Below are 13,057 nucleotides of genomic sequence, written 5' to 3' on the forward strand. Positions count from 1 at the left end.
CGGTCAGACCTCCACGTCCTCGACCGCATCCGCGGCGGTATCGGTGTCGGCGGGGCGCAGTAGGGCGGGGTCGGCGGTGACCACGCCGGAGGCGGTGCCCGCGCGGGTGGCCTGCGGCCCGCCGTTGGGGTCGGCGGCGGCGCCGAGCACGGCGTGGGCCTGGGCACCGTCGAGTGGAGCGACCACGACTTCGCAGCCCCGCAACGCACGGGCTGCTTCCTGAGCGCGCCGCGCTACGGTTTGCGCCGCGCTGGTGTCGCGGCCGTGTCGTCCGGTGGCGGGTTGCCGGAGGACGACCGTGACGTGGCGGCGCAACAGATCCCGCGACTGCGAGAGTTCGCGCAGGAACTCCACGTGCCCCAGGCAGGCTTGCTCCAGCGCGGGGTGGGGAAGTCCGCCTGCCTCGTCGGCGAGCACATCGAGGTAGGGCTCCAGATCGAGGCGTTGGGCGCGCACCACGATCTGCACCGGACCGGACAGCGAGTGCAGCCAGCGGGAAAAGCCGCCGATGAGGCTGTTCTGCTCCCCGGCGGTGCGCAGCCCGAAGTTCACCGTGGAGCAGGCCGCGGCATGCGCGGTGCCATGCTGCGGACCGAGGTCGATCGCGCCCTCGACCGAGATCGCCTCCGCGGGAAGCCGCAACGGCGCGGGCAGCGGCCCGGCCTTCGCCGCGACCCAGGCGGGCGCGTCGGGCACGGTATCGCCGCGCACGCTGTCGGCAGGCACCAGCCGCTTCGGACTCCGCCGCTGCTTGAGCGCGGCCAGCAGCCACGCATCCAAGGTGAGCCCGTCCCGGCGCACGGTCACCAGAGCGAACGCGAGCCCGGCGATCGGGATCGCCACCGCGGCGAACACCACCGGCGACAGCACGGTGTGCGTGGACTGATACAGCCCCCACAACCCCAGCCCGGTGACGCCGAGGATCGCGGCCTGCCGCGCCGTCAGACCGAATACGATCTTGTCCGGCTTCTCCACATCGGCGGGCACCCGAGCCGACATCGGGACCTCGTCATCGCTGCGCATCAGCGACCCCCTTTCTTCGGAGTGCGTGGTTGCGGTTTCGCCGCTCCGGCGCGCGGCGCGCCCGGCTGTTGCCGTGCCGCACCGGTGCCCTTGCCGTTGCCCGCGCGTGCGCGGCGGCCTGTCGCGCTCGGGGTGGACGGCGCGGTACCGGGTGCCTGGAACGTGGGCGCGTGCACCTGCGGCGAGGAACTCCGGCGAGCCGCCGGGGCCGCGCCCGTGCTGCGGGGCATGGTCCGGTCGCGGGCCTGGCTCGCGGTCGCCGGGCGCGGCGCCCGCGACGACCGCGCCGACGGTGACGCGGAGCGGCGCCGGGAGTCCGGCGAGCCCCAGCGGGTGGACTCGATCGGCGGAGCCACGCTCGCCGCGGACGGCGTGGTCGACATCGGCGCGGGCACGTACGCCCCGGACGCCGGAGTGAACCCGCCGTCGCTGAGCGGCTGCTTGCGTTCGCGGGCGGCGGCGCGCGCGTCGCGGGCCATGCGTGCGGGCGCGGCCCAGGCGCGGGCGGCTCGCTCGCGCGCCGCCCGTGCGGCACCGTGGGCCATCCGCTGCGCACCCGCGCCGAACGTTGCGCCTGCGCGGCGACGGGGCGCCGCGCCGCCAGGACGCGGGCCGGTCGGACCGCGACCCCGCGGCCGTGCCGATGCGCCACCGGAACCGCGGCGACCGGTCCTGCGCCGTGCCGCGGCGGCGCCTGCGCCCTTGCCGACGCCGAGCATCCCGAGGCCCTTGGCCAGCAGCGCGTACTTGACGATCGAGGCGACCTGCGAGCGCCCGCCGAGGCCGACCTGCTGCATCACCCAGCTTGGAATCTTGATCAGGATGAACAACAGCACGACCGAGATGACCAGGTTCATCAGCCCGCCCGAGACGCCCAGCAGTTGGCTGGAGCCGGGGCCAGAGGTGCCTTGAACGAAGAACACCTTCACGAACACGATCAGCGTGATCGCTTGCAGGATCTGGATCGCCAGGACGCCGAACAGCGCGCGCCACCAGAGCTTGGCGATGCCCTCGGTGTAGGGCGAGGAGTGACAGACCAAGGCGAGTGGCCCGGCCACGACGATGACGATCGTGATGGTCAGCCGCAGCACGTACAGCGCGAGCAGCACCACGGCCAGGACGAGCACCACGAGGGCGACCAGGATCATGAAGATCCCGCCCTGTTCGAGCTGGCGGTGGATCTCGTCTTTCACCCCGGTGGTGATGCCGCCGGACGAGTCGCCGGCCAGGATCCCGGTGGCGATCCCGTTGACGAAGCTGATCGCGAGTCCGATCAGCGACAGGCTCGCGTTGACCGCGATGAAGCCGACCACGATCCGCGGCAGCGTCTCCTTCAACGTCACCCGGGTCTGCAATGTCTCGTGGCTGGCGACGACGATCCCGCCGACGACCACGAACAAGATGAACAGCGAGTTCGCTACCCAGCGGGTGATGTCCCACAGCTGTGAGATCTGTGGGTTGCCCGCGAGGTCGGGTGTGGTCATCGAGGTCCGGCCGACCAGGTCGAGCACCGGGTCCATCGCGGAGGTGACCAGGTTGGTGAACCACTTGTTGATCGCCTGCCCGGCCTTGCACACGATGTCGAGCCACCCGCAGTCGGTCGAGCCGGACTGCGGCTGCGGCCCCTGCTGCTGGGGCGGCGGTGGCGGTGCCACCGGGTGGTTCGGGTCGACCACGATCGGCGGCGGCTGCACCGAGCTCGACGGCGGAGGAGGCGGCGGGTTCCACGTCGGCGGTGGCCCGCCCGGGTTCGGCGGTGGCGGAATCTGGCTCGGCCAGTCCGACACCGGAGGCAGCGGCAGCGGAACCGACGGGTTCACCGTCGGCGGCACCGGCGTCGGCGCGGGCGGAGGTTGTGGGAGCGGGATCTCCGGGCCGGGGGTGGCCACGGGCGGCAGGGGCAGTACCGGAGGCTGCGCGTGTGCCTGTCCGGCCGACGCGCCCAAAAGGGCCGCGACGAACGCGCACACGAGCCCCGCCAGGACCGCGACGCGCAGCCGTGCAGCAACCCGCCGCGTCCCGCGCCGACGCGCAGTGGTGATGGAGGTGATAGGCGTCGACATGGGTCAGCCCACCAAGCCCTGGAGGATGTTGACGAGCAGCGGCGCGAGCATCGCCAGGCCGTAGCCGATCGCGGCGTTGCGCAGGCTCTTCTTCGCCCGCTCGACCTCGCCCGGATCCCCGTCCGCGGCCAGGTAGCGGACACCACCGATCGTCAGGAAGAGGGTGGCCAACCCGACCAGCAGACCGATCAAGATGTCCCGTAGCCGGGTGACGACCTCACCGAGCGACCCAGGCGGCGCGGCGACGACGAGCGGGTCGGCCGACGCGGGGGTGGCGGCGACGAGTAGCACCGCAAGGACGGCGCCGAGGAGGGTGACGGTGCGTAGCGTGCGTGGGCGCGTGCCGCGCGGGTGGCGCGGTGATCGCAGAGACATCCAGGATCCCTCCCGAGGACACCGGTGGCGGGTGGGCGAGGTGGATGTGAGGGGAATCAGGGAGCCGGTCACCGGCCCTGCGGCCCGGGGTGCCCGGCGGATGCGGCGGTGGCAGGCACCTGCCGCGGTGCGCGTCTGCCCGGTTCTCGACCTGATTCCCCTCACAACGCTCTAAAGCGGGGTTCAGGCCGACTTTTTGCAGACGGATTTCGACTTTTTTGGCGGGCGCTCGGCACCGAGCCAGGAAATGAGCGCGGACTCGGCCTTTTCCCGGGCGCGAAGCACGCGGAAATACGAGTCGCCCAGTTCTTCGGCGGCCTCGTAAAGGTGCATTTCGTCTAGCCGGGTGTCGGCAATCAGGGAGGCTTCGGCCTCGGTGAGCACGCCCTCGCGCACAGCCTCGGCGAGCACCAGCTCGGGGTGGCCCTGGTCGGGCTGGCGCGGCTCGAAGGACTCCCAGCGGGGCACCGTGCGGGCGGCGTAGTCCCACTCCGCCGCGCGCAACTTCGCCCCGGCGCGCTGCGCCGCCCACACCAACCGCGGACCCAGCGACCCCGCGTCCGGATCGATCTCCTTCAGCCGCGCGGTGAACCCCGCGAGCATCTCCGCGTCGATGTCGTCGACGTCGCCGGTGTAGCCGGTCGCCAGCTCCCCGGCCGCCTTGCGCAACCCGGGCATCGCGACGCCGACCGCGCCGATGACCCACGCCGGATCCTCGGTCCGTGCGGCGATCACCAACTGCCGCCACACCGCCTCCCGGGCGGCCTCGGTGGTCGCTCGATCCAGCAGCACGTCGCGCAACTCGACCAACGGCACACGCCGCCGCGGCAGCCCGAGCCCGATCCGCGCGCAGTCGACGGCGAGTGGCTCCGGGCCGGTGCACAACAGACGGAACGCCGACTCCGCGGCGTCCATCGCCGAGACGAACTCCACGGACTCGGCGCTGGTGTCCCGATCGCGGTGGCGGGCACGGGATGGTTCCGGGCGGTGGGCACCCGGGTGCATGGACGGCATCGCAGGACTCCCTCGTGCGAGCCGATCCGCGGGAAACACCCCGAGCGGATCGGCGTGGACTGGACGCCGTCCATGCCGCCGAAGGCCGCTTGCGCTTTCCTTCCCTGTTGATCTTGAAAACTGGGGTGCAAGGAAACCGCAAGGGATCACCGCGACCGCTCAACACCGGTTGCCGATCGGACTCGCGTGACGTCTGACCTGCGGTGCAAGGAAACCGTAAAGGGCCTGTCGAGCGGTCGGTGACCTCGCCGGAAGTTCTCCGAAAAAATCTTGACCACCCGGTTGCTGAGCCGCTTGCAGGCCGGTTGCTTGCGCAGGCAGCACGAGGAACAAGCCGCGGCGAAGCGGGCCGCGGAGGCAGGACTGGGGGTGGTGAACGCCGCCGTGAGCGGCCCGCCCCGGCACGGCCCCGTGGCCACGTCGGCGGTGCTCTCGGTGGAGCCGGGGGGATTGCTCCAGCGGCGCCGCGCGGACAGGACGCCGGGTGTTCGCGGGGCGGGCCACGCCGCGGCTCGCGCGGCGGGTGGGAGCCGACACCGGAGTCGGTGCGCCGCCGCCCTGTCAGCCTCCGACGTTCGCGGTGGCTCGACCGTAACGAGGCATGGGCGCGGGCATCCCGCGCGGCGCGTCTCGCGGTCCGATGACGCTCGCGCGCCGGGCTCCGCGCACCCCAGGCGAGGCGCCCCAGATGGTCGCTCGGTCGGTCTGGACCCGTGGCACGGCGACGCCGGTCCGGCGGCCCCGTGCGTCGCCGGACCGCAAGCACCCGGGCACCGGAAGCGAGAGCTTCGCGAGCGAATCCGCCACCGTGACCGACCCTTGTCCCTCGGCGCGCGCACGCCGTCGGCGACGCACAGCGCGAAGACTCGACCGGGGTGTGCGCACCGCTGATCGAGCCCTCCTGCCGGACGCGAACGCAGGCACTCCTGGCCGGTGCGCGCCACCCGCGGTTGTGATCGCCAGCGCGGTCGCCACGGGGGCACTGCGACGCCCGGGGCAGGCGTCGCCCCCACTACGGCACCCCCTCCGAGCAGGGCGCATCCGGCCGTCCGGAAAAAAAGTTCAAACTCGTCTGCAAAATCCGGCGCAACACCGCGCTTTAGAGCAGTGTCAGAGCCCGCAACCGCGAATTGCGAGGACACTCACGATGAGCGTTGTTCCTTTCTCGCCGGAATCCGCAACAGAAATCGAAGAACACCCACAACCACGCCCGCGGAAAAGCGCTGCCGTGCCGCTGGGAATTTGGTTGTGCGCACCCGCGCTGGCCGACGAGCACGGCCTGCCGCCGCTGATCGAGGGCCTCACCCGCAGCCTCGTCACGCAGGCCGTGACCGCCTTTACCACGCGTGGGAACACGGTCGCGGTGACCGGTCCGGATGCCGCCCGGATCGCCGCGGTCGCCGACACGGTCGGCGACCGTCGAGTCCTCTGCGTCGACCCCGAGACGGTCACCGTCGGTGGCCACCGCGACCGGGTCGGCGGTGGGGCGCGCACGCCGGAACCCGGGTCGGTAGACCTGCTGCTGGCCGCCGAGCTCCCCGCCCCGTGGATCGACGCCGACGGCCAGCCCTACACCACCTGGGCGCGCTGGTTGGCGCCCGGCGGGGTGCTCGTCGTGGCCACCCGCAGTCCCGCCGGGGCGGGCCGGTTCGCCGACCACACCGGGGCGGTAGTGACCGCCGCGACCAACGCCGGGCTGAGCTACCTACAGCACATCATCGCCGTGCTCGCCCACGTCCAGGGCGACCGGCTTCTCGTCTCGAGTCCGCCGGCCTCGGTCACGTTGCCCGCCGAGGCGGTGCACGCCGACGCCCACACGGACCTGCTTGTGTTCCACACCGACTTCGGAGGCGCTGCCTGATGAGTACCTACGAGCCGATTCCGCAGCAGGCGCTGACCCGCGGCAGCGACGCTCTGGTCGAGCTGCCGGTGACGGTGTGGCCGACCGCGCAGCAGGCCCCGCGTACCCAGCGCGGCACCCGGTACGTGCCCGAGGCGACCGCGCATCCAGCCAAGATGCTGCCCGCGATCGTCCGCCACGCCATCGACACCTTCACCGCGCCCGGCGACCTCGTTCTCGACCCGATGTGCGGGGTTGGCACCACCTTGGTTGAAGCCGTCCGCAAGGGCCGCGACGCCCTCGGCATCGAGTACGAGAACCGGTGGGCCGAGGTCACCGAAGCCAACCTCACCCTCGCCGCGCTCGACGAGGCGACCGGTCGGGGCGCGGTGCACGTCGGCGACGCCCGCCAGGTCCTGCCTGACCTCGCCGACCGTTACGCCGGGCGAGTCGGGCTGCTGGTGACTTCCCCGCCGTATGGGTCCAGCGTTCACGGCCAGGTGCATGCCCCCGGGCACCGTCCGGTGCGCAAGTCCGACAACCGGTACAGCCGCGATCGTGCGAACCTCGCGCACCGCAGCCTGCCCATGTTGTTGCGCGGGTTCACCGACATCCTGCGCCGGGCGGTCCCGCTGCTGCGCCCCGGCGGAGTCGTGGCCATCACCACCCGCCCCTTCCGTGTCGACGGCGAACTCATCGACTTCCCGTCACTCACGTTGGACGCGGCGATCAACGCCGGGCTCGATCCCGTTCAGCGCTGCGTCGGCCTTCTGGCGGGACTGCGCGACGGCAAGCTCGTCCCGCGTTCGTCGTTCTTCCAGTTGGACTACGTGCGCAAGCTCCGCGACCGCGGCGTGCCCGCCTGGGTCATCGCGCACGAGGACATTTTGGTTCTCCGGGCGGGCGCCGGGGGTTCAGGGAAACCGAAGCACCGTCCCGCGGGGTCCGAGGATGGATCTGGTCCAGCGCCGGACGCCGACAGTGTGGACGGTGGGGGCGCCGAGGGTTCGGCCGGGGTGCGGTCGTGATGGGCGTGGAGACGGCGGTCGGTCTCGACTTCGTCGCGCCGCTCGCCGTGGGTGTGCGGGACGGGCGGGGCCGACCGCGAGGTGGGCGTCGGGAGCGGCTTCCGCGGCAGCGGCTCCCGCGGTTCTTGCGGCGCGTGCAGTGTGCTTCCGGCAAGCGCGCGTACGCCAGTCGCGCGCAGGCCGACGAGGTGCTGGGTCACATCTGGTCCCGCCCGCGTCCGGGTCGGCGCCTGGAGACCCGCGCCTACCGCTGTCACCGCTGTTGGTGCTGGCATCTCACCCACGAGCCCCTCGTTCACGGCCGCGACCCGAGGGGAGCGTCGCGCTGATGTCCACACTGCACGCACGGCCGCCCGGCACTGCCCACGACGCTCCAATCGTCGTGGAACACGACGACGGGTGGGCACCGTGGAGCGAGTCTGTCACCGACAAGCCCCGCCCGGTGCGCACCTGGCTGTACCGCCTCGTGTGCGACCTCGCGTGGCCGGTCTTCGTGCAAGAACGGCACCGCCTGGAGACCGCGGCGATCCGCGGCTACCAACGCGAACTCGCCTTCCGCGCGTGGTATCGCCGCTACCTCGACGCGATCGACGGATGGTGGGCAGGGCCGCCACCGTACGGCTACCAGGTGCACCTCCATCACGTCACCGACGACGAGGGACGCACCCGCACGCTCCGGCGTCTCGTGACCGACGAAGACTGCGCCCGCGTTGTTCCGGTGATCTTCCGCTGGCACCAAGACGGATCCGGACCGTCGGCGATCGCCGCACGCCTGGCAGCCGAGCCCGAACTCTACCCGCCGCCGCGAGGCTGGACGGCCAAGGTCGTGCGCGGTCTGCTCACCAATCCGGCCTATCTCGGCTACGTCGTCCACGGCCGCACCCACCACGGAGTCCCGCAACCCCCGCGGCACTGGACTTGGTCGCTCGATCAAGCCCACCCCGCGCTGATCGGCCCCGCGCAGTTCTGGGACAGCTACTACCGGCTCCACCCGGGACACCGGACGCGGCCCTCAGAAGCCGGACCGCAGCGGCCAGCCGTGGCGCCCACCGGCCACGGTGCTCTCCACCACGACGGGCCGACTCAGTGAGCCGCGGACGACGCGGTTACCGCCGACCTGAGGTGACCGTCGAGACGCCCACCGTGCTGCCGATGCCCGAGGCCGACCGGCCCGCCGCGGTCGCCGTCCTCGCGCAATGGCTCAACGAGGTGCTGGCCGACGAGTCGTTCCAGCAGCGGCACCAGCAACGCCTCGCCGAGCGCGGTGACCACCGCCGAAGCACCTGATTAAGCAGCTTGCCCTTTACCGAGGAGTCGAGCGTTCGTCGTTGGCCCCAGGCCGACCGGCCTGGGGCCAACGACGTAACCAAGGACGGTCTCATGAGCAACACCCACGCGCCGCAACCCGAACCGGCACCGCGCACCTCGCGGACCCGCGTCGCGGTCTACCTCGTCGGCAGCGGCATCACCACCGCGATCCGTGCCTGCCTGAGCGCACACCCCACCTGGCGGCAGATCAAGCGCACCTACCGCGACCCCGAACCCGGCCCACTGGCCACCCGCCCCGAGCTGCGGCGCGCGCTGGCCGACGCCCGCGCCGGAGAATTCGACCTCCTTCTCGTCGACAGCGCCAGCCAGGTCTCGCGCAACCTCAACGAGCTGAGCGACATCCTCGCCGAGCTGGACGACGCAGGTGTGGCGTTCCGATCGGCCACCGAGTCGCACTTCGACACCACCAGCGTCACCGGGCGGATGGTCATGCGGCTGATGGCCGCCTTCGCCCAGTACGAGCAGGAGCACCGCGAACAGGTGCGCCGCGAACGGGCGCGCCGTGAGCGGATGGCTCGGCGGGAGGCGCGTCGTCGGGGGGTGCGGTGATGTCGGCACCTACCGCGCCCAAGCGCCGCCAGCGTCGCCCCCGGGTTCGGAGTAACCAGGCCACCCAGCCCCAGGCGACTATCGGCGCCGAAGAGGGGAACAGCCCACCGCTGCGGGTGGCGATCTACCTCCGGATCTCCACCGACGAGCTGCACCAGCCCTTCTCACTGGAAGCCCAAAACCTCAAGCTGCGCAACTACGTCACCTCCCAAGACAACTGGGAGCTCGTCGGCAAGCCCTACATCGATGAGAAATCCGGGGCGACCACCGACCGGCCCGCCCTGAAACGCGCCCTGGCTGCCGCCAGGGTCGGGAAGTTCGACGTGCTGCTGGTCTACCGCGTGGACCGGCTGTCCCGATCGATCCGGGGCCTGTCGGAGATCCTCGCCGAACTCGAAGACGCGGGCGTGGCGTTCCGGTCCGCGACCGAGCCCTTCGACACCGCCACCCCGGCCGGTCGCATGATGGTGCAGATGCTGGCGGTGTTCGCCGAGTTCGAGCGCGCCACCATCATCGACCGCGTCATCAACGGCATGGAGCGCAAGGCCGCCCGCGGCGAATGGCCCGGCGGCTACCGCCCCCACGGCTACGAAGTCGGCAGCAGCGGCAAGCTCACCATCATCGACGACGAAAAGCCCGTCGTGGAACGCATCTTCAACATGTACGTCAAGGACAAGCTCGGCGCGCAGCTCGTCGCTAAGCAGTTGTCCGCCGACGGCTACCGCACCAAGGCCGGGAACCCCTGGTCCAAGGCTGCCGTGCTCACGGTCTTGCGTAACCGCACCTACCTCGGCGAGATCTGGTTCCGCGACCGCTGGTACAAAGTCGAGGATCACCACCCGGCGATCATCAGCGAGAAGCTGTTCAACGACGCCCAGGACATCCTCGACGCCCGCGGCGACGAAGCCGGGCACCGCGCCATCGCCAACTCCGACTACACCTTGGTCGGGCGTCTGTTCTGCAGCAAGTGCGGCAAGCGCTACCTCGGCACCGCCGCGAAGGGCAACAAGTACCGGTACCGCTATTACACCTGCTTCACCCGGCACCGCTACGGCACCGAGTACTGCTCCGCCGACCGGCTGCCCGCCGATCAACTCGAACACGCCGTACTGGCCTCGCTTGTGGACACTCTGACCCGGAGCGATCTCATTGAGCAGGGCCTGGCGAACACCACCAGCGAGCTCCATGACCAACGCGCGACCTACACCGCCGAACTCGCCGCACTGGAACGCGACATCACCAAGAACGAGGACGCCATCGACCGCTACCTCACCGCATTCGAAAACGGCACCATGAAAGAGGAGGTCTGCTCACCCCGCGTCCAGAAACTCGCCACCAAGCTCACCGAACAACGCGCCCGCCGCGACGAACTCGGACTGCTGATCGACGAGGCCACCGCGCCGGAACTGCCCGACACCACCGTCCTGGAAACGCTCCGCGCTGACATCGAGGCCGCAGCCGACACCGGCAGCGTGGAAGCCCTCCGCCGCGTCATGCAAACCTTCGTCCACCGGGTCGACATCACCAGCCGGGAAACGGCCCTGCCCACGTTCGTCATCCCCGGCGACGCCGATGTGCCAACCCAACGCTCCGCAGCCGCGTCACCAGGCTCGACTACGGAGCGAAAGGTTCGCACACTGGATGGATCGGTGCCCTCGGCAGGATTCGAACCTGCGACACCTGCCTCCGGAGGGCAGTGCTCTATCCACTGAGCTACGAGGGCTCACCGTGCTCGGTGTGTTCCCGCGAAAGCCTATCGCATGCGGTTGTCGCCCGTCGCACTGAGGGTCGCCGGCGTTACCGTGCGAGGTGGGACACATCCCGGCGCCCTCCAGTTGCACTTATGCATACTTCGCAATATGTTCCTGGCAGGGGACGACACGGGAGGTTATGTGGCACATCAGCACGGCCCGTCGGTGGAGCCGGCGAGTGCGTCCGGCCGCTACATCAAACACCTGGCCGCCGCGTTCGTCATCGGATTCAGCTTCATGGTGCTGGAGTTCGTCGTCGGCTTCCTGACGAACTCGCTGGCGGTGCTGTCCGACGCGGCGCACATGCTCACCGACATCTTCGGCGTCGGCGTCGCCCTGCTCGCGATCGTGCTCGCCAAACGCACCACCCCGACGTCGACAAGGACGTTCGGCATGTATCGGGGCGAGGTGTTCTCCGCGCTGATCAACGCGTTGCTGCTGTTCGGTGTCGCCGGGTTCGTGCTGTTCGAGGCGATCCGCCGGTTTCAAGACCCGCCCGAGGTGTCCGGTCTGCCCGTGCTGCTGGTCGCCTTGGCGGGTATGGCGGCCAACGCCGTGGCTTTCGTGCTGCTGCGCACCGGCGCCAAGGAAAGCCTCAACCTGCGTGGCGCCTACCTTGAGGTGCTCGCGGACCTCGTCGCGTCGTTCGGCGTGCTGATCAGCGGGGCCGTCACGTTGCTGACCGGGTGGCGCTACGCGGACCCGATCGTCGGTGTCGGGATCGCGCTGTTCGTGCTGCCTCGGGTGATCACGCTGGCACGTCGGTCGCTGCGCATCCTGCTGCAACACGCGCCAGAGCGCATCGACGTCGATGAGGTCGCCACCAAGCTCGAAGCGATCGGCGGCGTCAACGACGTCCACGACCTGCACGTGTGGACGCTGACCTCGGGCATGGAGGTCGCGTCGGCGCACATCGCCGTAGACAAGGATGCGCACGGCACCGGTGTGTTGCGCGCGGCGCAACGGGTGCTCGCCGACGACTACCACATCGAGCACGCAACGCTGCAAATCGAAAGCTGTGACGCTGCGCGCCGCTGCGACCACCTCACCTGGTGACGTCCGCGGGCCCCCGCGCGTTTCACCCGGCGCACCCGCCGCGTCCGCTTTAAGGTGCCCGCAACACGATCGACTGCGCCGCAAGTCTTGTTTTCGTGCACGTCTGCACGTAACTTGCACCACAAAACGTTCGTTATGTCGTTGCAGGCCGATCGAGGGGCCGCCAGTTGAGGACCGGAGGGACGGATGACGGCTGTCGGTGAGCGGGATCCCGCGACGGCCCGGCGGCAGCGCGCTCCGCGCAAACAACGCAAGGTCTCCCCGAGCGTCCAGGAACTCGGCGAGCTGGTCGGCTTCGCGGCGGACACCGTCGTCGCGGTTTGGACGTCGATCACCCGGCGCAGGTTCTCCTGGAAGGAGTTCCTGGTCCAGCTCCAGTTCCTCGCCTCGGTGTGCTCCATCCCCGCGATCCTGGTGATGATCCCGTTCGGCGTGGTCGTCGGCGTGATCGTGGGCTCGCTGGCGTCCAACGTCGGCGCGGAGAACTACAGCGGCGCCGTCGTCGCCTTCCTCATCGTCGGCCAGGCCGCGCCGCTGGTCTCGGCGTTGATGATCGCTGGCGTCGGGGGCTCGGCCATGACCGCCGACCTCGGCGCTCGCAAGATCCGCGACGAAGTCGACGCGCTCGAGGTCATGGGCATCTCGGTGCTGGAACGCCTTGTCGTGCCTCGCATCGTCGCCGCCGTCGTCGTCACCATGCTGCTCACCAGTCTGGTCATGGCGCTCGGCATCGGCGCCAGCTTCCTGTTCCAGGTCACCGCGATGGACGTCACGGCGGGCAGCTTCCTCGACACCATGACCGACTTCGCATCGATCAACGACTTCATCGTCGCGCAGATCAAGGCAATCCTGTTTGGACTGACCGCGTCGGTCGCCTGCTGTGCCAAGGGGCTCACCGCCAAGGGCGGTCCCGGTGGTGTCGGCAACGCGGTCAACGAGGCCGTCGTCATGGCGTTCATCTTCGTGTTCTTCGTCAACGTCGGTGTCGGTGAGGTCTACGCCCTGCTGCTGCCGCCGGGAGGTGCGTAG

General features: G+C 70.3%; 12 protein-coding genes, 1 tRNA gene and 1 pseudogene. 8 read left to right on the forward strand and 6 right to left on the reverse strand.

Features of this window, described 5'->3' with window-relative positions; all coding sequences use genetic code 11:
* Window positions 1–3: 3 nt before the first annotated feature.
* The 4 genes from ACFQGD_RS11335 to ACFQGD_RS11350 form a co-directional block, all read right to left on the reverse strand.
* Window positions 4–1,023 (reverse strand): PrgI family protein, encoded by a 1,020-nt coding sequence (locus ACFQGD_RS11335; protein ID WP_345390911.1) that lies wholly within the window; start codon window positions 1,021–1,023, stop codon window positions 4–6.
* Window positions 1,023–2,912, reverse strand: coding sequence for a hypothetical protein (locus ACFQGD_RS11340; protein WP_390183518.1), 1,890 nt, complete (start codon window positions 2,910–2,912; stop codon window positions 1,023–1,025). Before ACFQGD_RS11340 ends, ACFQGD_RS11335 begins: the two co-directional genes overlap by 1 nt.
* A 177-nt stretch (window positions 2,913–3,089) precedes the next feature.
* Window positions 3,090–3,461, reverse strand: coding sequence for a pilin (locus ACFQGD_RS11345; RefSeq protein ID WP_345400420.1), 372 nt, complete (start codon window positions 3,459–3,461; stop codon window positions 3,090–3,092).
* Between the two features lie 183 nt (window positions 3,462–3,644).
* Window positions 3,645–4,475, reverse strand: a complete 831-nt coding sequence (locus tag ACFQGD_RS11350) for a hypothetical protein (RefSeq protein WP_345400417.1) — start codon at window positions 4,473–4,475, stop codon at window positions 3,645–3,647.
* A 1,228-nt stretch (window positions 4,476–5,703) separates the two neighbouring features.
* Between ACFQGD_RS11350 and ACFQGD_RS11355 the strand changes: the two genes are divergently transcribed.
* From ACFQGD_RS11355 to ACFQGD_RS11380, 6 genes and pseudogenes are all read left to right on the forward strand, one after another.
* Entirely contained in the window at window positions 5,704–6,336 is a 633-nt protein-coding gene (locus ACFQGD_RS11355; RefSeq protein WP_345400414.1) for a class I SAM-dependent methyltransferase, read from the forward strand.
* The gene (locus ACFQGD_RS11360) at window positions 6,336–7,343 is read left to right on the forward strand and encodes a TRM11 family SAM-dependent methyltransferase (RefSeq protein WP_345400411.1); all 1,008 of its coding nucleotides are present in this window, start codon (window positions 6,336–6,338) and stop codon (window positions 7,341–7,343) included. Before ACFQGD_RS11355 ends, ACFQGD_RS11360 begins: the two co-directional genes overlap by 1 nt.
* A 328-nt stretch (window positions 7,344–7,671) precedes the next feature.
* On the forward strand, window positions 7,672–8,433 hold the full coding sequence (locus tag ACFQGD_RS11365) for a recombinase family protein (protein WP_345400408.1): 762 nt from the start codon (window positions 7,672–7,674) through the stop codon (window positions 8,431–8,433).
* 32 nt (window positions 8,434–8,465) lie between these two features.
* Window positions 8,466–8,630 carry a hypothetical protein gene (locus ACFQGD_RS11370; RefSeq protein WP_345400405.1) on the forward strand — a complete coding sequence of 55 codons (165 nt, stop codon included), beginning with the start codon at window positions 8,466–8,468 and terminating at the stop codon, window positions 8,628–8,630.
* 93 nt (window positions 8,631–8,723) lie between these two features.
* Window positions 8,724–9,221, forward strand: a complete 498-nt coding sequence (locus tag ACFQGD_RS11375) for a recombinase family protein (protein ID WP_345400402.1) — start codon at window positions 8,724–8,726, stop codon at window positions 9,219–9,221.
* Window positions 9,221–10,279: pseudogene (locus ACFQGD_RS11380) on the forward strand (recombinase family protein); the annotation flags it as partial. The gene ACFQGD_RS11375 and the pseudogene ACFQGD_RS11380, both read left to right, overlap by 1 nt.
* A 252-nt stretch (window positions 10,280–10,531) precedes the next feature.
* Here the strand turns inward: ACFQGD_RS11380 and ACFQGD_RS11385 are convergent.
* Together ACFQGD_RS11385 and ACFQGD_RS11390 are read right to left on the reverse strand one after the other, a co-directional pair.
* Complete coding sequence (locus tag ACFQGD_RS11385; protein WP_345400396.1) at window positions 10,532–10,807, reverse strand: hypothetical protein; 276 nt, start codon at window positions 10,805–10,807, stop codon at window positions 10,532–10,534.
* Between the two features lie 64 nt (window positions 10,808–10,871).
* Window positions 10,872–10,944 (reverse strand) — tRNA-Arg (locus tag ACFQGD_RS11390).
* A gap of 169 nt (window positions 10,945–11,113) precedes the next feature.
* Between ACFQGD_RS11390 and ACFQGD_RS11395 the strand changes: the two genes are divergently transcribed.
* Together ACFQGD_RS11395 and ACFQGD_RS11400 are read left to right on the forward strand one after the other, a co-directional pair.
* Window positions 11,114–12,028, forward strand: coding sequence for a cation diffusion facilitator family transporter (locus ACFQGD_RS11395; RefSeq protein WP_390183520.1), 915 nt, complete (start codon window positions 11,114–11,116; stop codon window positions 12,026–12,028).
* A gap of 186 nt (window positions 12,029–12,214) precedes the next feature.
* Complete coding sequence (locus ACFQGD_RS11400; protein WP_345400390.1) at window positions 12,215–13,057, forward strand: MlaE family ABC transporter permease; 843 nt, start codon at window positions 12,215–12,217, stop codon at window positions 13,055–13,057.

Origin of the sequence: Haloechinothrix salitolerans, assembly GCF_042662605.1 — a bacterium.
Taxonomy (GTDB): domain Bacteria; phylum Actinomycetota; class Actinomycetes; order Mycobacteriales; family Pseudonocardiaceae; genus Haloechinothrix_A; species Haloechinothrix_A salitolerans.